Source organism: Pseudophaeobacter sp. C1-32P7 (assembly GCF_041008775.1).
Classification (GTDB): Bacteria; Pseudomonadota; Alphaproteobacteria; order Rhodobacterales; family Rhodobacteraceae; genus Phycobacter; species Phycobacter gallaeciensis_A.
The window spans coordinates 25,742-48,287 of the sequence record NZ_JAXGFR010000015.1 but is presented as its reverse complement, the minus strand read 5'-3'; the positions used below and the strand labels follow the sequence as shown (position 1 = coordinate 48,287).

Here is a 22,546-nt window from a genome sequence, read left to right as displayed (position 1 = left end):
TATGGCACATCCCCTCCACCACGCCGAAAGCTCGGCCCGAAAGTTCGGAGGTGTTCCAGATGATTACCAATATGTGCACGATTGGTTCGACTCATCTAAGGAACACCTCGCACTTTTCACCCACCGAGCACATCGGCACCACACGCTCGGGATCTTCGAAGCTGAGCGTTTGTTTGGGCGAAGCCTGACCAACAGCGCGGGCCGGGTCGTGCCGATCCGCTGGATCGGCGAACAACATGTGCGCGAAGACTGCCAAGGGCGCATCCCGTCGCTGGCCGACTGGCTTGGACGCATCCAACCGGAACCGTGGATGGCCAACGGCCGGATCGACAACGACCCGACGCAGATCGGCAGCGATCCGCGCGCGGTCTGGAGCCACGCGGTGGCAAATCACCAGACCATTCTCGGCTTCGAGGAATGGCTGCTGAAGGTCTCGGTCGAACACGTTCAGCACCGCCAGAACCGCGCCGCCGCCTGATCCGACGGGCGGCAACCTCACCAACCAACTCATCACAACCAGATCGACTCGCCTGCGCCCAATCGGCCTGGCGAGTCGATTTCGTTCCAAGAAAGGACATCGACATGCACGACCCTGTCTATGAGGAGGCCTATCACGGCCACACCATCAAGATTTTCCATGACCCCGATCCCGAAAGCCCACGGGAGTGGTCGAACCTCGGCACGCTGATCTGCTGGCATCGGAGATACCGGCTGGGCGAAAGCCACCATTTCGCAAGCCCCGAGTCGTTTCTGCGCGATCTCGCGGGTGTCTCGGATCAGTGTGATCTCTCAATGGACCAGTTGCGCGAGCGCGCCGAGCGCAAGGCGATCCTTCTGCCGGTGTTTCTCTATGACCATTCCGGCCTCGCGATGAACACCATCGGGTTCCACTGCCCGTGGGATTCCGGCCAGGCCGGTTACGTCTATGTGTTGCTTGAGGCGGTTCGGAAGGAGTTCGATGTGAAGCGCGTCACCAAGGCACTGCGGGAAAAGGCAGCCGACATCCTGCGCGCTGAAATCGTCAGCTACGACGCCTATCTTGGCGGGCGGGTCTATGGCTATGTCATCGAGCGTGACGGCGAGGAGCTCGACGCCTGCTGGGGCTTCTTCGGCGACTATGAGCTGGACTGCCTGTCCGAGGCACGAGCGTTTGTAGACCATCTCGTTTTACAGGCGAGATCCAGAGCCGTCGCCGCCGAAGAACTGGGCGCAAGCCCACCTCCGAGTTGAAATGCGTGAAGTACTCATATATGTTATTCATGCGTATTTCGGAGGTGAACATGGCAAGCACAAGCGTCACACTGGGCCCCCATTGGGACGAATTCATTGCCCTGATGTTGAAGGAAGGGCGCTACGGGTCAACCAGCGAGTTGATCCGCGCCTCCTTGCGCCTGATGGAAGAACAGGAAGGTCAGCGGGCGCGGCTTCGCGTTGCGTTGATGGAGGGCAAGCAATCCGGCGACGCTGGTCCGCTCGATATGGATGCGATCAAGCGCGAGGCGCGGAGCCGCTCCGGCGCTTCTGATGCGTGACATCCATCTCTCTGAAGCGGCTAAATCCGATCTCGTCGATATCTGGGTCGAGACAGACCGACAGTGGGGCGCGGCGCAGGCGGACCGCTATCTCGACGACATCGAGCGTGCCCTGAAGGGGCTGATCGCCAATCCTCAAATGGGGTCGGACTGCTCCGATCTCCTGCAGGGTGCGCGTAAACTGATCACGGGCCGGCACCTCGTGTTCTATGAGGTGGACCCGGACAGGATATTTGTGATCCGGATCCTGCATCAATCGATGGACGTGCCTCGCCATCTGCGGCCGTCCTGACGCAGGGCAAATTCGCACCAGGGCTTTGCCATGAAAGAGCGAGAGACAGGGCGGGAGGGGTGACCCCTCCCGGGTGCGAGAGTGCGCGCGGGGCCTGGGGCCAACCCTCAACTCCGGAGATTGCCGATGAACGCTCACCCCCATTCCGTCCCGCTTGCATGTCTTTCAGAGGCCCCTGCCCTGCCCGAGGCTGCAGGCGTTGCTCAAAACCTGATGCAGGCTGCAAATGCCCTCGTCCCTTTGTTCGAGGCTGGCAAACCCATTGACGCCGCCGCTGTTCGCGCCGTGATGGAGGAGGCCTTCGGTGCCAGCGACACGAGCGGCGCCTGGGTTTGGAAGGACGCCTACGAGGCCGTCGAGGTTGCGCAAATCCTGATGCTCGCGCGCTATGGCGCGCTGATGCAGCGCCAGGCGGCCTCGCCGCAGGCCTTCCTCACCATGATCGAGCGGCTGGCCAGTCTGGCGCCCTCGCACACACGGCGTTCTGAAGATAGCGTCCGCCTGCAACAATTTTCGACCCCCCTGCCCCTTGCGGCGATTGTCGCGCAGGCGGCGGGGTTTCGCGAGGGCGACCTGGTGCTCGAGCCATCCGCTGGCACCGGCATGCTGGCGATCTTCGCCCGGACTGCAGGCGCGCGGCTTGTTCTCAATGAGCTTGCGGAAACGCGCCGTGCCTTGCTGGAACAATTGTTTCCGGATGCTGTTGTCTCGGATCACGATGCCGCCTCGATCGACGACCGTCTCGACCGCGCAATCACGCCCTCGGTCATCGTGATGAACCCGCCGTTTTCGGCTGCGAACCATGTCGAAGGTCGGTTTCGGCAGGCGACCAGTCAGCATGTTCTGTCCGCGCTGGCACGTCTTGCTCCGGGTGGGCGGCTTGTCATCATCACGGGCGAGAGCTTTCGGCCCTCCACCAAGAGTTTCCAGCCGACGTTTCAACGCATAGGCCAGAGCGCAGACGTGGTGTTTTCCGCCGCGATCGACGGCAAGGTCTTCGCGCGGCATGGGACCACGATCGACACGCGGCTGACGGTAATCGACAAGCGCGCGGCGGGCGAACGCGAGACCGCACCTGTCGAAATCGAGGCCGTCTATCATCCCATCTGCGCAACCACGGGCGATCTTCTCTCCGCAGTGCTCACCCATTGTCCCGCGCGCCGCAACCCCCCGCCCTGCCCTACCAGCGCGGCATTGTCTGTGCCGAACCGCCAGTCCCGCACCAACCTGTACGCTCTGCGTAACGCCGCCCGCAAGGAAACCCGCGCCCGCGCCGAGGAGCGCGCCCGGCATCCCTTTGATGATGTCGTGACGGCCCCGCTCGACTACCTGCCGAAAGCCTGGAGCGTACCGGGCGTCGCGCTGCAGGACACGGTTTACGAGACCTATAATCTTCAGGCGATGCGGATCGGCGGCGCAGCGGAGCACCCGACAGCACTTGTCCAATCCGCAGCCATGGCGTCTGTCCCGCCGCCCGTGCCGACCTATCGCCCAGTCTTGCCGAAGTCCCTTGTCGCTGACGGCCTCCTCTCCGCTCCGCAGCTCGAAAGCGTGATCTACGCGGGCAATGCACACGAGGCGCACCTGAAAGGCTGGTTCAAGCGCGGGGAGATCGAGGGTCAGCTTATGGCCGCGGCGGAGGGTGACGAAGGTGCCTTCCGTCTGCGCAAGGGCTGGTTCCTGGGCGATGGCACCGGCTGCGGCAAGGGGCGGCAGGTGGCGGGCATCATTCTCGACAACTGGCTCAAAGGGCGCCGCCGGGCCGTTTGGGTCTCGAAGAGCGACAAGCTCATCGAAGATGCGCGGCGCGACTGGATGGCCCTCGGGGGGCGTGAAAGCGATATCGTGCCGCTCTCGAAATTCCGCCAAGGGAGCGACATCCGCCTGCCCGAAGGCATCCTCTTCGTCACCTACGCCACGCTGCGCTCCGCCGAGCGGGAAGGCAAAGCCTCCCGTCTCGACCAGGTGACGTCCTGGCTCGGCGCAGGGTTCGACGGGGTCATCGCTTTTGATGAAAGCCACGCCATGGCCAATGCTGCTGGCGAAAAGTCCGACCGCGGCGACAAGAAGGCCTCACAGCAGGGCCTCGCTGGCCTCGCACTGCAAAACGCTGTGCCTGATGCACGCGTCCTCTATGTCTCGGCCACCGGGGCCACGGTCGTCGGCAATCTCGCCTATGCCTCCCGCCTCGGGCTCTGGGGCACTGGCGATTTCCCCTTCGTGACACGTGCAGAGTTTGTCGCCGCGATGGAGGCCGGGGGTATTGCCGCCATGGAGATGATCTCGCGCGACCTGAAGGCGCTCGGGCTATATCTGGCACGCTCGCTCTCCTACGCCGGGGTCGAATACGAGATGCTGGTGCACGACCTGACGCCCCCTCAGATCGCGATCTACGACAGCTATGCCGATGCCTACCAGATCATCCACACCAATCTTGAGGCCGCGCTTCAGGCGTCTGGCATCTCCTCCGAGACCGGCACGCTGAACGCCCAGGCAAAATCCGCCGCGCGTTCGGCCTTCGAGAGCAACAAACAGCGCTTCTTCAACCATCTCATCACCGCCATGAAATGCCCCTCGCTTATCCGCGCGATCGAGGCGGATCTGGCGGCGGGGCATTCTGCAGTGATTCAGGTCGTCTCGACCAGCGAAGCGGTGATGGAACGCCGTCTCGAGGAGATTCCGGCCTCGGACTGGGACGATCTGCAGGTCGATTTTACACCGCGTGAAAACATCATGGACTACCTGATGCACAGCTTCCCGACGCAGCTTTTCGAGCCCTACACCGACGAGAACGGCGATCTGCGGTCGCGCCCCGCCCTCGATGCTGACGGCAATCCCATCATCTGCCGCGAAGCGGAGCGGCGGCGGGACGATCTGATCGAGCACTTGGGTGCCCTCGCCCCGGTGCAGGGCGCGCTCGACCAGATCCTCTGGCATTTTGGCGGCGATGCGGTGGCCGAGGTCACGGGGCGCAAGCGGCGCATCGTGAAAACGCGCGAAGGGCGGCTCAAGGTCGAGAACCGCCCCGCCTCCTCCAACCTCGGCGAGACTCAGGCCTTTATGGATGACGCCAAACGCATCCTGATCTTCTCAGATGCAGGTGGCACCGGGCGCAGCTATCACGCCGACCTTGGGGCAAAGAACCAGCGCCTCCGGGTGCATTACCTGCTCGAGCCCGGTTGGAAGGCCGACAATGCCATCCAGGGGCTCGGGCGCACCAATCGCACCAATCAGGTGCAGCCGCCGCTGTTCCGGCCGGTGGCCACCAATGTGAAAGGCGAGAAGCGGTTCCTCTCCACCATCGCGCGCCGCCTCGACACGCTCGGGGCGATCACCAAGGGGCAACGCGAGACCGGCGGTCAGAACATGTTTCGCGCCGAGGACAACCTCGAAAGCCCTTACGCACGCGCGGCGCGGCGCCAGTTCTTCTACAAGCTGCGCGCGGGCAAGATTGACGCCTGCTCCTACGCCAAATTCCAGGAGATGACCGGGCTGACGCTCGATGACGCGGACGGCACGATGAAGGAAACCCTGCCGCCGATCCAGCAGTTCCTGAACCGCTGCCTTGCTCTGAGGATTGACGTGCAAGACGCAATTTTCGAGGCCTTCGGCGGGTTCCTCTCGGCGATCATCGAAGACGCGCGGCAGGCGGGCACGCTGGATGTCGGCCTCGAGACCCTGCGCGCGGAGAAGTTCGAGATCGTCGATCGCAAGGTCATCTTCGAGCATGAGGCGACGGGGGCGACGGCCACTGCGCTGACCGTGGAGCGCACAGACCGCAACGATCCTCTCGCCCTGCCCCGGGTCAAATCGATCTGCGCAAACACAGAGGGCGCGACGCTCTGCTGGAACACGACCTCCAAACGCGCGGCGCTGATGGTGAAGGCGCCCGCCTTCATGGACGAAGACGGTGTGCCGATCCTGCGGGTGAAACTGCTGCGGCCCATGGGAACCGAGATCCTCGCGGCCAGCGAATTTTCGACCTCGCATTGGGAGGAGATTGATGACTCGATGTTCGAACATCTCTGGCAGACCGAAGTCGCCGCCGTGCCGGAGTTCACCACCTCGAAGATCACGCTGATCTGCGGGCTGCTCCTGCCGATCTGGGATCGGCTGCCCGCTGACAACATGCGCATCTATCGCCTGCAGACCGAGGATGGGGAACGCGCCATCGGCCGTCTGGTCAGCCAGGATCAGCTTCTCAATGTCTACGCGCGCCTCGGTCTCGATTGTCAGATCGAGATGGCACCGCAGGAGGTGTTCGGCGCGGTGATGGACGCAAAGACGACCCTCAGCTTGCTCGGCGGTTACCAGTTGCGCCGGTCGCTCGTGATGGGGCAGCCGAGATGTGAGCTGATCGGCGCGTCCGGTGCGGCCCTGCCCGGTTTGAAGGCTTTGGGCTGCTTCACCGAGGTGATCCAGTGGAAGACGCGGGTGTTCATCCCGGTGGACGGCATTGACGTGCTGGCGCGCGTGCTCGGCGAGCATCCGGTTGGCGCAAACGCTGCGAATGCCGCCGCATGAACGCGCGGCGCAGCATCGCAGACCTCTCGGCCGATCTGGCAGATCGGGCCGAGAGCTTCTGCCGCCAGTATTTCCCCGAGGGGCGCAAGCAGGGCAACTATTGGCAGGTTGGCGATACCTCGGGGGCCAAAGGTCAAAGCCTCGCCATCCGGCTGCAAGCTCAAGGTGGGCGCAAGGCCGGATCCTGGGCCGACTTTGCGACGGGGCAATATGGCGATCTGATAGACCTGCTGCAGGAACGGCTTGGTTCGGTCACGCTCAAGGAAACGCTGAGGGAGGCGCAGTCCTTTCTCGGCGAGGCCCCCTGCGCTGCCGTACCTCGTGAAACCCGAAAGGCTGAGCGCCCGGATGCAGCCTCCAGCAAACGCATCGCGCGGGCGCGGAAGCTCTTTGCCGCAGGCAAGCCGGTCCTCGGCACTCTGGCGGCCACCTATTTGCAGGGGCGCGGGATCTCGCGCTTCGGTCCAGCGCTCCGCTATCACCCGCAGGTCTTCCTGCGCCACGGCGAGGACGGGCCTGATCCGCCGCACAGAGCCCCTGCCCTGCTGGCGAAGATCACGGACAATCGGGGCCAGATCACTGGCTGCGCGCGCACCTATCTCGACCCCTCCACCGGCGGTCTGGCCGCGATCGAGAACCCGAAGCGGATCCTTGGGCAGCTTCATGGCCATGCCATCCGCTTCTGGTCTGGCACCGGGCGCACTGATCTCATCGTCGGCGAAGGTCTCGAGAACACCCTTTCGGTTGGCACGGCTCTGCTTGAGTTCGACCTCGCGTCTTGTCTCACCGCCACCCATCTCGGCCTCTTCATCCCGCCGCCGGGGATCAAGCGTATCTGGATCGCGCGGGACAATGATGAAGCAGGACGCAATGCATCAAAGAGATTGCGTAACCAACTGGAATCGCGAGGAATTGCCTGTGGTGATCTCGTGCCGGCAATGGGCGATTTCAACGACGATCTGCGGGCACTTGGCAAGGATGCGCTGCGCCGGTCCCTTTTAGAGGCCATGAAAGCGCAAGGTCTGGAGATTGGGGGCGGATGACCGCCTGCCTACCCATTGATGTCCGACAGGGCAAAGGTTCCGCCGGTTCGATCTGATCCCGTTTGGACAAGGGGAGCGATGGACCAGCGGGTCGGGGCTGAGTGCCCCTCGCCCGGGCAGCAATGCGCCCGCTACCCGGAAAATTCCCCTCCCCTTTCAGGGCATTCCTCGCGGGACCAATTTTCCGGTCCGGGTCACATTCTCCGCTTCGCTCCGATCCTGACGGATGCGGCCCGGTCGCCGCCGGTCCTGACATCGCCCCATCCAAATCGGGTCAGATCAAACAGAGGAACCAGACAATGCCCCATCAGACAGACATCCAAGAGGAGACCGGCGTGACCTCCGCCATCCTCGACCACCTCGCACTTCACGGCGCAACACCGGGACCCGGCGAGACCGATCATCGCCCCCTGCCCCAACCCGACGAGGTCGAACTCGCCATGGCGACCCTCTTTGAGACCACCATCGGCCTCCTCACCGGCAGCCAGTTGGAGGACAATATTGAAGAGATGCTCTGGTCCCTCACCTCGATCTTCCATCGCCGGCTGACCCATATCCAGAAGCTTCTCGACGACAACGAATTCGAGGTCCGGGAAAGCCTCGCGATCCAGGACGGCTCTGAGGTCGCCTCGGTCGAGCTGGAACGCCTCCAGATGATCGGGCTGAAGCTCTGGGACCATCGCGACGCTTTCGAGCAGATGCGCGATCTGGCCGTGGACCATTTCTCGGCCGCCACCGGTTCGCCCTGGCTGCCCCGCACCGGATCCAAGGTCTCGCATCGGGGTCTGATCTCCGCCGTGGTGGACAGTCGGGCCTATCTCTCGGCCAAGCGCCGCAAGGAGACCGAGGTGCACTGCCCCGAAGGCACACGGATCGCTTTTTCGGGCGGCGACTATCAGGCCTACGACCTGATCTGGTCCGTCCTCGATGCCACCCTTGCGAAATACCCCGACATGGTGCTCTTGCACGGTGGCACGCCCAAAGGCGCCGAGATGATCGCGGCCCGCTGGGCAGATACCCGAGGTGTCACCCAGGTGGTCTTCAGGCCCGACTGGAAGAGCCACGGGAAGGCCGCCCCCTTCAAGCGCAATGACAAGATGCTGGAGACCATGCCCCAAGGGCTGATCGCCACCCCAGGTTCGGGTATCACAGAGAACATCGTCGACAAGGCCCGCAAGCTCGGGATCCGCATCAAGAGGATCGGGGCTTAGGCCCCGGTTCTACAATGACATCAGTCAGAGCGCCCAGTGCGGTTCGCACTTTGAGTTCGCGGAGGTGCGCAGTATTGCAGGATTTGGTCTGTCAGACTGCTGAGTGTGTGGATGAGTATTTCTAGTTTGTCGCTGTCGCGGGACTTCCAAAAGCCTCGTGACGCTCACGTCGTCCCGGGATCAGCGGGATGTTCGCCGAAAGGCGCCCCATTTCGGCCAGGAAACTGACCAATCCGACGATCGTCTTGAACTCGCGCAATTTGAAGACGCTGCGGCTCGTGACAAGCATCTTCGCGTCCTGGCCGTCCTTCGTCACCGCGTGCACGATCCACGCGCCATACCAACTGTTATGGCGCTTCTCGGCAGTCTGGTTGCAGATCACCTCGATGAGGTAGCCATCTGAGAGCAGATCGCGCAGGCCATCCTCGGTGACCACATTCTGTGTTGCGCCGTCCAACTGCTTATCCTCTTCACTCATCCCGACACGTGTCGGGATTGGAGCGGGCTCGGGCGTTTGCCTGATCTTCCGAGTCGCACACGTCGTTTGCTCAGTTTTGCGCTGCCATACGGGACATCTTCGAAGTTCGCAACGCGGCCGGGATTGAAGCTGTCGGGAAAAGATGTGCGCGTCCTCGCCTGGGCATTTCAACTTCTCCAGCCTGTGAGATCACTTTCTGCTCTAGGCCATTGGTAACTCGACCGAGGACCTCAAGACGGGCCGGTGTTGCGTTGCGACGGGTCGTGGTATGTATCGAAAGATCAGGTGTGACTGTGAAAGGATCGTTTCGGCGTTCTTAGTTGTCGGCAGTTCACCCACCTTCCTTCGCGGCCACCGCACTTCTCCCAATGTCTGAGTTGCATGACATGCTGGTCGCAGCTGTCGTCCCGTCCACAAAGGTTGTCGCCGATCTTTTTCCCCTGACCCTGCGGGTCTTTCCTCGCGCAGCAAAAAGACCGGCGCCTGCCCCTCTCCAGCTCACGCTTCGCCTTCGGTGTGGCCGGGCCTTGGCCAGCTGCAAAGTGACCATCATTGCAACGCAAACAAGGAGAAGAGCAATGACCACGAACTGCATCAAATTCACCAGCGCCGACATCGAAACCGCCAAGGGCGTCGGCTCCATCTCGACCCTGACCTTCGACCTCGACATCACGGTCGAACCCGTCGCGAGCGCGAACCCGATGGCCCCCACGCACCGCGTCCTCGGCCGTTCCCCGCGCGGCAAGCTGGTCGAGTGCGGCGGTATCTGGAAAAAGCAGAGCAAGGAGACCGGCGCCGACTACTACACGCTGACCATCCGCGACCACGGCTTCAACGCCAACCTCGGCAAGGCCGCGAACCAGGACGATCTGTCCCTGCAGGCCGTCATCCCCTGGGGCCCCAAAGACGCCGCGTGACGCAAAGAATCGGCCGGGGCAACCCAGCCGATTTCCCCCCGCGTCCCTTCGCATTGACATGCATTGCCTGCATGTTGGCGCGCACTGGTTGGTGTGCTTGGTGGAAGCAACTGAAAGCTGATCGGGCATAAGGGAGATGATGACGCAATCCGTTTCGGAGAAGACTTTTCCGTCGTCCCCCACGCACTTTAAGGCTTAGTACCTCTTGCATTTTGACAGCCGTGCAATGGAGGAAAAATAAATAATAACATAAGGTTGCGGTCGTGGTCATGTGACGCGCTAATTGGCTGGAAGTCAGAGCTTACGACAGGTCATCCCAAGATATTGGGTAGGAGCCATCCGTGATCACTACAGTTTGTCGAGGCATCTAGGCCCGCTGGCAGATTGGGTGGGGTCGAGCCGCCGGGCGAAAATCATTGTTAAGACTCATTTTTCCGTGTAGATGACACTTTAATGAGCGAAATCGCTGAAAAAGCGATATTTAGAGGGCAGTCAGATGCGACAACGGTCTTTTGAGGCTGATACGAAGGATCAACCCTTCGACGAGATCATCCTTCAGCAGGGAGAGCTGATTTCTGACCGTCTCAACATGTTGCGACAGGAACAGTATCCTCCAGACGCCCAGAAAGGTCTACGTCAGTTCTCTCTGGCAGAGGTTGCCTACTATCTCGGCGTGACCCAATCGACGATCAAGAAGCTTCACCTCGAGGGCAAAGGCCCCGAGCCCGAAACGTCGTCTTCCGGCAGGCGCAGCTACTCGGCTGAGCAAATGCTGGAATTGAGAGCCTATCTGGACAAGCATGGCCGTCCCGGAAGGCGCCGTTATGTCCCCTATCGACAGCCTGGCGAAGAACTGCACGTTGTTTCTGTCGTAAACTTCAAAGGGGGCAGCGGAAAGACCACTACCGCAGCTCATCTCGCTCAGCATTTAGCGCTGAAGGGCCATCGTGTTCTTGCGATCGACTTGGATCCTCAAGCCTCACTAACAGCTTTGCACGGTATCCAGCCTGAGCTCGACAACGTGCCCTCGCTTTATGAGACGCTCCGGTATGACGATGAGCGCAAGCCCATCTCTGAAGTAATCCGGCCGACAAACTTCCCAAACCTAGACATCGTTCCGGCAAGCCTCGAACTTCAGGAGTACGAATACGATACGCCGGTTGCTTTGACGAGCAGCGATCCCCATGAGGGCCGCACCTTCTTCACTCGGATATCCAAGGCGCTCAGTGAAGTTGATGACCGCTATGACGTGGTCGTAATCGATTGCCCTCCTCAGCTGGGCTACCTCACGCTCACTGCTCTGACGGCTTCTTCCTCGGTAATTGTGACGGTCCATCCTCAGATGCTGGACGTCATGTCGATGAGCCAGTTTCTTTTGATGCTGGGCGGGATCATGAAGACGATCCGTGACGCCGGAGCAAACATGCGCCTGAAGTGGTTCCGCTACCTCGTAACGCGGTTTGAGCCAACAGATGGTCCTCAAAAGCAGATGGTCGGGTTCCTCCAGGCGATGTTTCCAAACCAGATGCTTTCGGCTCCTGTACTGAAATCGACGGCGATCTCCGACGCTGGGATCACCAAACAGACGCTTTACGAAGTTGAGCGCTCTCAGTTCGTTCGAACCACTTATGACCGTGCAGTGACCTCCCTGAACGACGTCAACGACGAAATCGCCGAATTGATCCACAAGGCTTGGGGGCGAGAATGACTGTGGTTTTGACAGCCGTGCAGAGCGCCAATTTTGACAGCCGTGCAACTGTCGAAATGCAGACTGCGCGCCGGTTGGATTCTAACGAAGTGGAGATGACTTGATGGCTCGCAAAGACCTCCTGAAGAGCGTCATGGCTGGTTCGCCGGAGCAGCCCAAGGATTCCGGGCGCTCCGGATACGCAATGCGCGGAGCTTCGAAGTCGATGAAGGTTTCGATTGATAGCCTTGCGGAGAACTCGAAGCGTCTCCTTGAAGGCGAAACAATAGTCGAGATTGATCCGCAATTGATCGATGTGTCATTCGTTTCGGATCGGCTTAGTGATGACGATGTTGCTTTCAACGAACTGAAAGCATCGATCGCGGCCGGTCGCCAGGACACACCGGTTTTACTTCGACCGCATCCAGAAGCAGATGGTCGTTACATGATCGTCTTCGGGCATCGCCGTGTGCGAGTTGCATCGGCGCTCGGCCGTAAGGTTCGCGCAGTTGTAAAGCCGATGGACGACGTGGCCCACATTCTTGCTCAAGGGCAGGAGAACACTGCGCGCGCAGATCTCTCATTTATTGAGAAGGCCCTATTTGCGAAGAGCCTTTTGGATATGGGGCAAGCAAAGGACGTGATCCAGTCCGCCCTGACCATTGACGGTACTTTGCTTTCGCGCATGCTGTCAGTGGCGCAGAACGTCCCGCGGCACGTCATCGAACAGATTGGCCCAGCCAAGCAGATCGGGCGCGATCGTTGGGAGGATTTCAAGAAGTTGGCCTCGGAGCCCAAGAATGAGAAGATCCTCAAAGGAGCTTTGGAGTTCGACGGTTTTCAGGGTCTCGACAGCGATGCACGCTTCGAGTTCCTGCACAGCAAGCTAGCAGAAGCGGGCAGGGCGCCGAAAAGCCGAAAAGCGCGTGCCGCGCCCAAGAAACGTACTTGGACCGCCGGCAAAGGCCGCATCAAAGGCGTCATCGGCCGATCCGGAAAGGCATTCAGCATTTCACTCACGGCGCAAGACTCGACCGAGTTCGGGGATTTTCTCTCGGGCCGGCTTGATCAGCTGTACAGTGAATTCCTCGCGACGAAAGAGGAGCAGTCAGAACAATGATCTAGGCAAAAGAAAAGCCCCCAAGCAGCGTGGCCTGAGAGCTAATCTGAAAAGTTTGGTCGCTTAGAAGATATCTCTCCCGCGAATCACTGTCAACAAGAACGCCACTTCGGCGAACGGCTTTCTTTTGCCTCCACATAACTGGAGGTGAGAAACAGGCATGAAACATACAGGTTGGCGCAAGCCGACACCGGGTCTTGGCATTGCAGAGCAGCTTGCCCAAGCCGGTGAACAGTTAGCTGTACCCAAGACGCGGGCCTTCGTGGCCGTAAAGCGGGTCGGTGCATACATTGGCCTCAAGGCCGGAGACATGATGCTCCTCGACACGCTCGGGGCCTTTACTCAGGCCCAGGACTGGGAGGAGGGGCAGCGCCCGATCGTCTGGGCATCAAACGCCTATCTGATGGAGCAGACGGGCTTCTCGCTCTCGGCTCTCAAACGCCATGCGCGACGGCTGGCCGAGATCGGCGTGATCTCCTTCCAGGACAGCCCGAACGGCAAGCGGTGGGGGCGCAGGGACGCCGATGGGCGCATTATCGAGGCCTACGGCTTCGATCTGTCGCCGCTGTCGGCCCGTGTCGAGGAGTTCGAGGAGTTGCATGCCGATTTACAGGCCGAACGTGAGCTCTGTCAGCGCCTGAAGCGCCAGATCACGGTGGCACGACGGATGATCAGGGCGCGGATCGAGGCTGCCGTCAGCAACGCGCTGCGCGGGCCCTGGGCGCAGTTCACGGGGCTCTTCGAAGAGCTTTTGGACCGGCTTCCGCGCCGCCACGAAGCTTCCGAACAGCTTGTCCGGCTCTTGACCTGGTTCAAAGAGCTTCAGGAGCGTGTCGAGGCAGCTTACCTTAAGGCAACTGAGGCTGTCCAACCTGTGGAAAACACGCCTGCAACCAAGGCACAAGTCTTCGAAAAGACTCAAAAAATGAACCCCAGGGAGGTCATTTCTGACCCCCATATACTAATTACAACCCAACTAAATCCTGTAACCTGTAATCGCTCAGAAACTGAGCAAGCGGCGGGCGTGGTGCCAAATGCGCCACCGGAAGAGCAGGTTGATAGGGAGTTGGAAGAGTGGGTTGCTGAGACCCGCAAAAAACGTGGAGCAGCGCTTGATTTGCCGACTGTGATGCAGGCTTGTCCCGAATTCGCGTCCTGGGCGCGCAATATGGGCGGGTATCTCAAAGATTGGGGCGATCTGCACCGGGTTGCTGGCCAGTTGAGGCCAATGATTGGCGTCTCGGAGCATGCCTGGAACCTCGCGCAGGTTCGTCTTGGGCCTCAAATTGCAACCGCCGCGCTGGTTCTGACCTTCGATAAGCATTGCGCCGGCGAAGTCGCGTCTCCGGGCGGCTATCTCCGTGGTATTGTCCAGAAGGCCGGGGCAGGGGAGTTGCACCTCGAGCGTAGCTTCTACGGTAGGCTCAGCGGGCAGGCGGCGTAATGGGGCAGCGGATCAAAGCCCCGCGGCCTTGGTCAGGTTCACCCGGAATCTGTCGCGACGGCGTTGATACCGGCGGGTCATCTCGGCCGATGCGTGTCCGAGCTGCTTCTGGACATAGCGTTCGTCGACTTCCGCGCTGCTGGCGAGACCGGCGCGCAAGGAATGGCCTGAAAACAGCGCTAAGCGGTCTTTTTCCGGCAGCTCGGCGCGAATGCCGGATTTCAGGACGGTGGATTTGATGAGGCGGGCGACATGCTTGTCGTTGAGGCGTTTTTCCAAGGCCTTCTTTCCGTCGCGGGATGTGCGGACGAAGACCGGTCCGAAGTCGATCTTCGCGAAATGCAGCCATTGTTCCAGCGCATGAACGGGGCAGGTTTGGTTCGAAGAACCGCGGCCAATCTCCACCTCGCGCCAACCGGCTTTGGCATTCAGAGTCAGCACAGCACCGTCACCGAGGATCTCGATCCAACCGCCTGAATCATGCGTATCGTCTTTACCGACATCGAGGCTGATGATTTCAGAACGGCGCAACCCGCCAGCATATCCCAAGAGCAGGATGGCTCGGTCACGCAGGCCGCGCAGGTCGTAGGGCAGGGTGGCCACCATTGCGAGGATGTCTTCCGGCAGGATCGCTTCTTTCTGTACCGGTGGCCGCGCATGTTTGCGCTTGATGCCGGCCAGGACGGTGGCGATGTGGCGATCCTTGCGGTCCAGCGCGAACCCACGTTGCGCGTAGTTCCAGGCAAGCCCAGAAAGGCGGCGATCTAAGGTGCTCACCGAGAGGGCAGGGGACCCATTGGTCGGCGCGGCCAGGTCCGTCAGATAGAGACCAATCATCTCTGGAGACGGGGGTAGGGGCTCCGCGCCTTTCAATCTGCACCAACGCGCAAAGTGCTTCCAGTCGGCGGCGTAGGCCTTGTTGGTGTTTTCGGCGGTCGAGGCCTTGGCGTAATCACGTGCGTTCTCGGCCAGTCGATCCAGCGTACCTGAGCCGGCCACATGGGAGGGCAGGGTCAGAGCCTCGCTGGATGTCGGGTCTCTCGCGTCGTCTTCGTTGATGGAAGACCCGATTGGTGCGTCTGAGATCGATTTCTCATTCATTTTTGACATGTCGCTGAGCATATCTTTTGAGGTCCGATAATGTAAACTTATTGGACATAAGTGAAAGACGCAAGGTGGGGCGGTTAGATTGCTATTTTCTGGCAGAAAGCGCCGCGCAAGTGTAGGCTTCAGGCATGACTTTTGCCCGGCCGGACCCCATCAGCGACCTCGACACGTTACCCCGGATGCCCGCCTGGGTCACATCTGCACGCGCTGAAACCATTGAAGATGTTGCGTTTTTGTCGGGCGCTGCGTTGAACCACCTGCATGTTGTGCTAGGACGCGCGGAGGTGACGCAAGCCTTGTTGAGGGCGCGGTTGGCGTTGCGCGCTGCGGGGGCTTGTATCGCGTTCTCTGGGCGGCCGGAGCGGGCAGGGGAGCTGCGCGACGCGGTGCACCTGCTGCGACCCGGCGATCTGCCCGGACCGGCGGGCGAAACCTGCCTGGCCTGGCGGCGCGCGGTGGAGCGGCCGATGTCGATCAAAGCTCTGGGCCGGGCGTTGCCGACCCTCGAGCCGGGCCCGATCGCAACCTGGCTCGACGCGGGGAAAGGCGGGCCGGTGACCCGTGCCGCAATGGTGTTGGAGGCTGTGCTGCGCGAGGCGCCGCGCGCAGACGTAGCAGGGCTGATCCTCGCGGATGCGGCCCTCGCGCAGGCGCTTGGTTGGGACCGTCTCGTGCCGCTGCTGGCCCCGGGCCTGAAGCGCGCCGACCTGCGCAAGCAAGGCGATGACCTTTGCTTGGCCTGTCATCGGGCGCTCATCTTTGCGGCGGTCGAGGCAGTGCGCCTTGCCGCCGATCTCGCGCGTCGGGCGGCGCATCTGAACGCCGTCGCGCCGAAGCTTCGGGCCAAGGGCGCTGGCGAGGCCGTCGAGATGTTCCTGACCCGCGACGCTGTCGCACCGTCGACTTTGCCTTTGCCGGATCGCGCCGCGCGGCGGCTCTGCGACCGGCTGGTCGATCTTGGCGCGGTCCGCGAGCTGACCGGGCGCGACACGTTCCGGCTCTACGGGGTGTAGGGATGGCGAAGGATCGTTCCGACCTCGATCTTGACCGCGAACTCGCCGACCTGCCGCCGGAGCTGCGCTGGCGCGAATGGATGCGGCGGATCGAGGCGGTGCTCTTTGCCTCTGCCTCGCCGGTCCCGCGCGAGGATCTGGCCCGAGTGGTGGGGCAGGGGGCCACGGTCGATCTGCTGGTCGAGGATCTGGCCGCCGATCTGGAGGGGCGGGCGTTCGAGATCGCCCCAGTCGCCGGCGGCTGGATGTTTCGGACGCGAGCCGCCTATGCGCCCGCGATCCGCGCGGCTGCGGATGTCGGGGATCAGTTGCTGGACCTGAGCGAATTCGACATCGCGGTCCTGGCGGCCGTCGCCTATCACCAGCCGATCACCCGCGATGGCCTCAAAGACATCTTCGGCAAGGAAATCAGCCGCGAGCTGATCGGGCGGCTGCATGCGCGTGGCCTGATCGGGACCGGGCCAAGGTCGCCTCGGCGCGGGGCGCCCTATACATTCGTGACGACCGAGCAGTTACTTGTCGCGTTCGGGTTGGATAGCCTCCGCGATCTTCCCGATCGGGAGCAGCTGGTGGATGCCGGGGTTGTGGGCGAAGCACCACAAGTCGATTTCGGATAGCGAGTTGCCGATCTTGTTGGGCGCTAAGGATCTGAGAGAGCACTGTTTTACCTCACCATGGTTTCGAATCTTGCCGATCTACGTTGCCGATGCTTGGCGCAAACTCGGTCGTTCTGGTTATCGTTTCATCTGCAGCGCAACGATTCATGTGGGACACCAGAAATATTCACAATTTCAAGGTGATAATCGTTTCGTGCTTTTGACGAAGTTGGCTTTTGCTTCCTGACGCCTGAATCGTTGCAAAATCCGCGCAACGAAAACTTGCGCCTGGGAAAAGTGTAGGTGTATCAATATCCTAATCGTTTCACGCTTGCAGGATATCGTTTCATGGCCCTGTCGGATCAAGACATTCTCGACTTTGTCGGTGAGAACCCGGGTGCTGGACGCGATGCCATCCGGAAGGGCATTGCAAGGGATGTGAGCGAAACCACCGTATGGCGTCTCTTGAAGCGCATGGTGGATGAGGGGCGCCTCGAAGTATCCGGCAAGGGCAGGGCGACAGGATACAGAATTGCCGGGGGCGCGGTCGTCCGGGCGCATTTGTCGACGCCATATAACCGGCGAGCGCCGGTATCCTATCGACCGGAGTTTCTCGACGCCTACGTCCCAGAAAAGACCTGGTACCTGTCTGCACCAGACCGCGAAAGACTGTTGGAGGCCGGCCGTCCGCAGGGCGGCGCAATTCCTGCCGGAACATACGCGCGCCGGATCCTTGAACAGCTTCTGGTTGATCTTAGCTGGGCATCATCCAGGATGGAGGGCAACACCTACGATATTCTGCAGACCGAGCGACTGATCAGGTTTGGCGAAGAAGCTGCGGGAAAGGATCGAAAAGAAGCCTTGATGATCCTCAACCATAAGGAAGCCATCCAGTATGTCGTCGACAATCTCGATGAGATAGGGCTTCGGCGTCCCGATCTGTTCGCGATTCATGCGCTGCTCTCAGACGGACTCCTGGCGGATCCGGCAATGTCGGGCCGATTGCGAGCGATGCCGGTCGGGATCTCGCACTCGAGCTATCGACCGCTCGACGATGCGGTCACGATCGCAGAGGAGTTCGACATCCTGCTCCACAAGGCTGCGCAGATCACCGATCCGTTCGAGCAGTCCTTTTTCCTCTTGGTGCACATTCCGTACCTCCAGGCCTTTGCCGACGTTAACAAGCGAACTTCGCGCGTGGCCTCGAACATCCCACTTCTAAAGTCGGATCTTGCGCCGATGTCGTTCACGACTATGGACGACAGCGACTATATCGATGGGCTCATCGGGGTTTATGAATTGAACAATGTCGCGCTGCTGCGTGAGGTCTACATGGACGCGTACTTGGCGTCTGCGGAGAAATACCGAATTCTTCGCGCTGAGGTGGAGAGCCCGGAAAAGGCTGCGCTTGCATATCGGGAATTCGTTCGCGCTGCGGTCCGGCGTTGCGTTCTCGAATTCAAGGAGTTCCGAAACGATGCGGTTGATGAGATGGCTTTGGCTGCTGGCGTGCCCGACGCTGATCGAGCGGATGTTGTCGCTTACGTTCGTGAGCAGATCGCTGGGCTCCATGAAGGCAACGTAATCCGCTATCGGCTGAAACCAGACGACCTGAAAGGAGTGAACCTGCGCTAGATCGTTGATCGAACCGGACCGAAGAACGTCTACGCATCAAAAGCGCATTCAATCATTGCGATAGTCGTTGCAATGATGGGCATCCAAAATAGTGTGGTTCGGAGAGGGTTCCGATAATGTCTTCAATAATCAAGTTTTTCCGAATTACATTCTTTCTCGTCCTGTATTTTTTCTTATGCATGGTCGTGGTGACCACAATGCTTCAGGCTTGGCCGATTGGCGGCCAGATGTTGTTTGCATTTAGTGTTCCCGTCATTCTGGTCTGGTGGCAAGAAAAACGGAGATCGCGGAAAGTCGCCGCAAAGGCGCAAGCTGAGGGGAGTTCTGAAAACCTACCCCCCCGACCTGAGCAGGTGCCGCGCCCAAGTGCCTACGACAAGCGTATCGAGCGTGAGCGCGAACGAACTCGCGAAGCCAACGCGTCCAAAGAGCCGGCTGCCGTTCAGGCTTATTCCCCACCAAAGCAGGACTACGCTGAAATCGTTCGGGCTGGAAAGTCTGCGGCGCCGGCACTTGCAGCGGCCGCAGAACGAAACCAGGCCTCGCGAGTGGCATCGAGCGCATCGGCCCGATCATCGAAAAGCGGGTGGGTCCCGTCTAATGAAACAGCTAGCGTCGCCGGCCGCAACATCGGCGGGATGGTCTATGTCGGCACGCCTCCCTTGCTGAACACCTACGGGTATCGTGACAAGTGCCGAGCGTATATCGATCCATCCCTGTCCGTCGCGCGCTCTGGAGCCGACAAAGCTGGTGAAGGTATGCCCTACTGGCCAGGGTACTCGGATATCTCACCTCAGTGCCGGGCAACGTACCTCGACTGGCTGGCCAGCGGGCGCAACGACGCCTCTTACAACCCTGGCTACATGTTCCTGTACTTCTACGGTTTGGAGCGTCGCTGCTTTGTGGATCAATCGGACGAAGAAATCGCCGAAATCGTCGACGAGGTTCGGCGGCTGCAGTCACTTTACTCTGACAACCACTCGGTCAAGCGCTATCTGGGCGAGTTTCTTGACTTTGTAATGCTCTTCGAAACTGACATTAGTGCCATCGAGCCTATCTTTGAGCGGCAAGGTTGGGACTTGCCGCTGACCTTGAAATACGCAATCGGAGCTCGGATCGACAAAGGCGAGAACTTGACAGCTGACTGGTTGCTGAGTTGGTTCATCTGCCATCCGGAAACAAATCTGAGAACTCCCGCGACGCGGTGCCGTGACGAGTTCGTCGCTCTCTTCCGCATGCGATTTGATCAACGATTTCCGGACGGACTTAAAGTTACCAAGCCTAGGAAGAAGCTCACGGCGTCCTATCGGGCCGCCTCCAGCGAGTTTCAGGGGTCTGCCAACCCAACCGTGGACGGCAAGCCGGTCCCGGATATTTCCGGCCTGCGCAAACCGGTAGAGATTGCCCAGGAGTTGGCTGACGAGGTGATGAACGATCTCGACAAGCTCAGTCGCTTCTTGGGCCGAAATCCTGATGGTCGCGGAAGCGTTGAAGCGCATGCCTTGCTGCCTTCTGAACTGTGGGATGCCTTCCCATCAGAGGAAATGGACCGCTTGAAATCCTGGGCAAGCGATATCGTCGATCGAGGGGGATTGGTGCCGCTTAAGGAGGTGATCAGACGTCTGGAGGGAGAAACGAACGAGAAAATCGGGAAACGGCAGATGACAGGAGCGGCCGACGCGCTCGCGCGCCTCGGTTTCGGTCTGGCGCCCGACCCTCGGTTTGCTCTCCGGTCGCCCAAGGCGGAGGAGCCCGTTGTGCTTTTTAGTCTGGGTGAACCCATCGAAAGACTGGAGGAAGTTTCCGACAGCTATCGAAGCGCCTTGATCGAACTGGCACTTGGGTCGTTCGTCGCCCATGCGGATGGTCGCATCGCGGAGCCTGAACGCAGGGCGTTGGAAGATCAGGTTTCTGCCGCGACCCTCAGCGATCAGGAACGCCGCAGGCTGCGTGCAAACCTTGAATGGTTCCTTGCGGTGCCACCGGACATGGCGCTTCTTCGACGGAAACTGAAGGAGGTGGGCCAAGACAACCAGGCCGCCATGCGGGCAGCGCTGGTTGGTGCAGCACATGCCGATGGCATTATTCACTCCGACGAAGTCGCAAGCATCGAAAAAATCTACAAGGCTTTGGGCCTCGATTCTGCGCTTGCCTACTCGGATCTGCATGCTGGCGAAGTCGGGGATGGTCCTCGCACTGTTCGTGCCTCGCAACCGGGTCGCCCGGGCGAAGCGATACCCGATCTTGAAAAAGCCAGCGGACCCAAACTCGACGCGTCTCGGATCGCAGCAATCCGTTCGGACACTGAGCGCGTGTCGTCCGTCCTCGGTCAGATTTTCGATGTCGAAGAGGAAGAGAGTGGTGCGTCTGGGCCCGCCAGCCAAAGTCAGCTGGCGGGGCTTGACCCGAAACACGGCGCCCTTGTCCTCGAACTGGTTTCTCGGGAGCATTGGTCTGACACGGAGTTCGAGACGATCTGCGCGTCGCATGGCTTGATGGCGTCCGGGGCACTGGAAGTCGTGAATGAATGGGCTTTTGAGACCTACGATGAAGCGCTTCTCGACGAGTATGATGGATATGACGTGTCTCCGGAGATTGCGGAGGCGGTAAAAGAAAAGATGAGTGCGGAGGGCAGGGATGTCTAAGTTGAAACCACGTGAACGCGATGCAATCGTACAGGCGCTTCGGGCCGGGGTCGTGCCCAAGCTCGGTTTGCGCCATATTCAGGTCGGCCGCGTCCGGGAGATTGAAGAGCTCGTCAAGGACATGGACCGGATATCAGATGGCGGATCGGCGATCCGGTTCATCATCGGGGAATACGGATCGGGCAAGACGTTCTTCATGAACCTGATTCGCCTCGTGGCCTTGGAGAAAGGCCTGGTCGTGATGTTCGCGGATCTGGCGCCGGATCGCCGCATTCACGCGACCGGCGGACAAGCTCGGGGGCTTTATGCGGAGATGGCCCGAAACCTCTCGACGCGGACAAAGCCCGATGGCGGGGCATTGGCCAGCGTGGTGGAACGGTTTGTCAGCCAAGCTCACCGAGATGCTGAAGAACGGGATTTGCCCACTGGGACCGTCATTCGTGAACGCCTTGGCCACTTTGAAGAACTTACCGGAGGGTTTGAGTTCGCCGAAGTCATCCGTCGATATTGGGAAGGCCATGAGACCGGCGACGACGAGTTGAAATCCGCAGCCCTGAGATGGCTGCGCGGCGAGTTCGCGACACGCACCGACGCGCGCAAAGCGCTTGGTGTGCGAACGATCATCGACGACGCCAGTGTCTATGACCATCTGAAGCTTATGTCGGCATTTGTGTGCGAGGCCGGTTACAAAGGCTTGCTCGTCGGCCTCGACGAGATGGTGAACCTCTACAAGCTCACCTCGTCGCAGGCCCGCAATGCAAACTATGAACAGATCCTCCGGATCCTGAACGATGTGCTGCAGGGTAGCGCCGAGAACCTCGGATTTCTCATGGGTGGAACCCCGGAGTTTCTGATGAACACCCGTCGTGGGCTCTATAGCTACGAAGCCCTTCAGTCGCGTTTGGCCGAAAATACCTTCGCGCGAGACGGATTGGTCGACCTTTCAGGACCGGTTGTCCGGCTCGCCAGCCTGACCCCTGAAGACCTTTTCGTACTTCTGGCCAATGTCCGGCGGATCATGCAGGACGATGCCAGTGTTCTGCCGGACGCCGCACTCGAGGCATTCATGGCGCATTGCTCGGACCGGATCGGTGAAGCTTACTTCCGCACCCCGCGCAATACGGTGACGGCCTTCGTGAACCTGCTTTCCGTGCTCGAGCAAAACCCCGGTGTCGAGTGGAGCGATCTGATCGAAAAGATCGAAGTCTCCGAAGACCTCGGCGAAGACATGACCGAGGTAGACGAGTCGACTGGTGCCCAAGACCCCGGTGACGATGATCTGATCAGCTTCAAGCTCTGACG

18 protein-coding genes are annotated in these 22,546 nt (G+C 60.4%); 16 read left to right on the top strand and 2 right to left on the bottom strand.

Features of this window, described 5'->3' with window-relative positions; genetic code table 11:
• Position 1: 1 nt before the first annotated feature.
• The 7 genes from SM763_RS18580 (at position 2) to SM763_RS18550 (ending at position 8,602) form a co-directional block, all read left to right on the top strand.
• Positions 2-478 (top strand): DUF6915 family protein, encoded by a 477-nt coding sequence (locus tag SM763_RS18580; RefSeq protein ID WP_093455098.1) that lies wholly within the window; start codon positions 2-4, stop codon positions 476-478.
• A gap of 104 nt (positions 479-582) precedes the next feature.
• Positions 583-1,230 carry a hypothetical protein gene (locus SM763_RS18575; RefSeq protein WP_093455097.1) on the top strand — a complete coding sequence of 216 codons (648 nt, stop codon included), beginning with the start codon at positions 583-585 and terminating at the stop codon, positions 1,228-1,230.
• Between the two features lie 50 nt (positions 1,231-1,280).
• Positions 1,281-1,532 carry a type II toxin-antitoxin system ParD family antitoxin gene (locus SM763_RS18570; RefSeq protein WP_036784147.1) on the top strand — a complete coding sequence of 84 codons (252 nt, stop codon included), beginning with the start codon at positions 1,281-1,283 and terminating at the stop codon, positions 1,530-1,532.
• On the top strand, positions 1,525-1,824 hold the full coding sequence (locus tag SM763_RS18565) for a type II toxin-antitoxin system RelE/ParE family toxin (protein WP_103911893.1): 300 nt from the start codon (positions 1,525-1,527) through the stop codon (positions 1,822-1,824). Before SM763_RS18570 ends, SM763_RS18565 begins: the two co-directional genes overlap by 8 nt.
• Before the next feature lie 126 nt (positions 1,825-1,950).
• Positions 1,951-6,348 (top strand): strawberry notch-like NTP hydrolase domain-containing protein, encoded by a 4,398-nt coding sequence (locus tag SM763_RS18560; protein ID WP_093455095.1) that lies wholly within the window; start codon positions 1,951-1,953, stop codon positions 6,346-6,348.
• The gene (locus SM763_RS18555) at positions 6,345-7,391 is read left to right on the top strand and encodes a DUF7146 domain-containing protein (protein ID WP_093455094.1); all 1,047 of its coding nucleotides are present in this window, start codon (positions 6,345-6,347) and stop codon (positions 7,389-7,391) included. Before SM763_RS18560 ends, SM763_RS18555 begins: the two co-directional genes overlap by 4 nt.
• Positions 7,392-7,690: 299 nt before the next feature.
• Positions 7,691-8,602 carry a DUF2493 domain-containing protein gene (locus SM763_RS18550; RefSeq protein WP_093455093.1) on the top strand — a complete coding sequence of 304 codons (912 nt, stop codon included), beginning with the start codon at positions 7,691-7,693 and terminating at the stop codon, positions 8,600-8,602.
• A 121-nt stretch (positions 8,603-8,723) separates the two neighbouring features.
• Here the strand turns inward: SM763_RS18550 and SM763_RS18545 are convergent, their stop codons facing one another.
• On the bottom strand, positions 8,724-9,080 hold the full coding sequence (locus SM763_RS18545; RefSeq protein WP_093455092.1) for a hypothetical protein: 357 nt from the start codon (positions 9,078-9,080) through the stop codon (positions 8,724-8,726).
• Positions 9,081-9,658: 578 nt separating this feature from the next.
• Here SM763_RS18545 and SM763_RS18540 point away from each other — a divergent pair.
• From SM763_RS18540 to repC, 4 genes are all read left to right on the top strand, one after another.
• Positions 9,659-9,997, top strand: coding sequence for a DUF736 domain-containing protein (locus SM763_RS18540; RefSeq protein WP_103911892.1), 339 nt, complete (start codon positions 9,659-9,661; stop codon positions 9,995-9,997).
• Positions 9,998-10,493: 496 nt separating this feature from the next.
• Complete coding sequence (repA, locus tag SM763_RS18535; RefSeq protein WP_093455149.1) at positions 10,494-11,705, top strand: plasmid partitioning protein RepA; 1,212 nt, start codon at positions 10,494-10,496, stop codon at positions 11,703-11,705.
• 103 nt (positions 11,706-11,808) lie between these two features.
• Positions 11,809-12,804: a plasmid partitioning protein RepB gene (gene repB / locus SM763_RS18530; protein WP_093455150.1), complete on the top strand. Its 996-nt coding sequence runs from the start codon at positions 11,809-11,811 to the stop codon at positions 12,802-12,804.
• A gap of 160 nt (positions 12,805-12,964) precedes the next feature.
• On the top strand, positions 12,965-14,248 hold the full coding sequence (gene repC, locus SM763_RS18525; RefSeq protein ID WP_093455151.1) for a plasmid replication protein RepC: 1,284 nt from the start codon (positions 12,965-12,967) through the stop codon (positions 14,246-14,248).
• A 12-nt stretch (positions 14,249-14,260) separates the two neighbouring features.
• Here the strand turns inward: repC and SM763_RS18520 are convergent, their stop codons facing one another.
• Positions 14,261-15,370 (bottom strand): tyrosine-type recombinase/integrase, encoded by a 1,110-nt coding sequence (locus SM763_RS18520; protein WP_093455152.1) that lies wholly within the window; start codon positions 15,368-15,370, stop codon positions 14,261-14,263.
• 113 nt (positions 15,371-15,483) lie between these two features.
• Between SM763_RS18520 and SM763_RS18515 the strand changes: the two genes are divergently transcribed.
• The 5 genes from SM763_RS18515 to SM763_RS18495 all read left to right on the top strand — a co-directional run bounded on the left by SM763_RS18515 (position 15,484) and on the right by SM763_RS18495 (position 22,544).
• On the top strand, positions 15,484-16,368 hold the full coding sequence (locus SM763_RS18515) for a DUF1403 family protein (protein WP_188479851.1): 885 nt from the start codon (positions 15,484-15,486) through the stop codon (positions 16,366-16,368).
• 2 nt (positions 16,369-16,370) lie between these two features.
• On the top strand, positions 16,371-16,985 hold the full coding sequence (gene scpB / locus SM763_RS18510; RefSeq protein WP_188479850.1) for an SMC-Scp complex subunit ScpB: 615 nt from the start codon (positions 16,371-16,373) through the stop codon (positions 16,983-16,985).
• Between the two features lie 327 nt (positions 16,986-17,312).
• The gene (locus tag SM763_RS18505) at positions 17,313-18,599 is read left to right on the top strand and encodes a Fic family protein (protein WP_050523638.1); all 1,287 of its coding nucleotides are present in this window, start codon (positions 17,313-17,315) and stop codon (positions 18,597-18,599) included.
• Positions 18,600-18,715: 116 nt separating this feature from the next.
• A complete protein-coding gene (locus tag SM763_RS18500; protein ID WP_188479849.1) occupies positions 18,716-21,244 on the top strand; it encodes a tellurite resistance TerB family protein in 2,529 nt (842 codons plus the stop codon).
• On the top strand, positions 21,237-22,544 hold the full coding sequence (locus SM763_RS18495; RefSeq protein WP_064260171.1) for an ATP-binding protein: 1,308 nt from the start codon (positions 21,237-21,239) through the stop codon (positions 22,542-22,544). The genes SM763_RS18500 and SM763_RS18495 overlap by 8 nt, the downstream gene beginning before the upstream one ends.
• The last annotated feature ends 2 nt before the right edge of the window (positions 22,545-22,546 follow it).

Coding starts and splice junctions, on each gene's coding strand:
- SM763_RS18580 (WP_093455098.1), top strand. CDS start 2: ATGGCACATCCCCTCCACCACGCCGAAAGCTCGGCCCGAAAGTTCGGA.
- SM763_RS18575 (WP_093455097.1), top strand. CDS start 583: ATGCACGACCCTGTCTATGAGGAGGCCTATCACGGCCACACCATCAAG.
- SM763_RS18570 (WP_036784147.1), top strand. CDS start 1,281: ATGGCAAGCACAAGCGTCACACTGGGCCCCCATTGGGACGAATTCATT.
- SM763_RS18565 (WP_103911893.1), top strand. CDS start 1,525: ATGCGTGACATCCATCTCTCTGAAGCGGCTAAATCCGATCTCGTCGAT.
- SM763_RS18560 (WP_093455095.1), top strand. CDS start 1,951: ATGAACGCTCACCCCCATTCCGTCCCGCTTGCATGTCTTTCAGAGGCC.
- SM763_RS18555 (WP_093455094.1), top strand. CDS start 6,345: ATGAACGCGCGGCGCAGCATCGCAGACCTCTCGGCCGATCTGGCAGAT.
- SM763_RS18550 (WP_093455093.1), top strand. CDS start 7,691: ATGCCCCATCAGACAGACATCCAAGAGGAGACCGGCGTGACCTCCGCC.
- SM763_RS18545 (WP_093455092.1), bottom strand. CDS start 9,080: ATGAGTGAAGAGGATAAGCAGTTGGACGGCGCAACACAGAATGTGGTC.
- SM763_RS18540 (WP_103911892.1), top strand. CDS start 9,659: ATGACCACGAACTGCATCAAATTCACCAGCGCCGACATCGAAACCGCC.
- repA (WP_093455149.1), top strand. CDS start 10,494: ATGCGACAACGGTCTTTTGAGGCTGATACGAAGGATCAACCCTTCGAC.
- repB (WP_093455150.1), top strand. CDS start 11,809: ATGGCTCGCAAAGACCTCCTGAAGAGCGTCATGGCTGGTTCGCCGGAG.
- repC (WP_093455151.1), top strand. CDS start 12,965: ATGAAACATACAGGTTGGCGCAAGCCGACACCGGGTCTTGGCATTGCA.
- SM763_RS18520 (WP_093455152.1), bottom strand. CDS start 15,370: ATGCTCAGCGACATGTCAAAAATGAATGAGAAATCGATCTCAGACGCA.
- SM763_RS18515 (WP_188479851.1), top strand. CDS start 15,484: ATGACTTTTGCCCGGCCGGACCCCATCAGCGACCTCGACACGTTACCC.
- scpB (WP_188479850.1), top strand. CDS start 16,371: ATGGCGAAGGATCGTTCCGACCTCGATCTTGACCGCGAACTCGCCGAC.
- SM763_RS18505 (WP_050523638.1), top strand. CDS start 17,313: ATGGCCCTGTCGGATCAAGACATTCTCGACTTTGTCGGTGAGAACCCG.
- SM763_RS18500 (WP_188479849.1), top strand. CDS start 18,716: ATGTCTTCAATAATCAAGTTTTTCCGAATTACATTCTTTCTCGTCCTG.
- SM763_RS18495 (WP_064260171.1), top strand. CDS start 21,237: ATGTCTAAGTTGAAACCACGTGAACGCGATGCAATCGTACAGGCGCTT.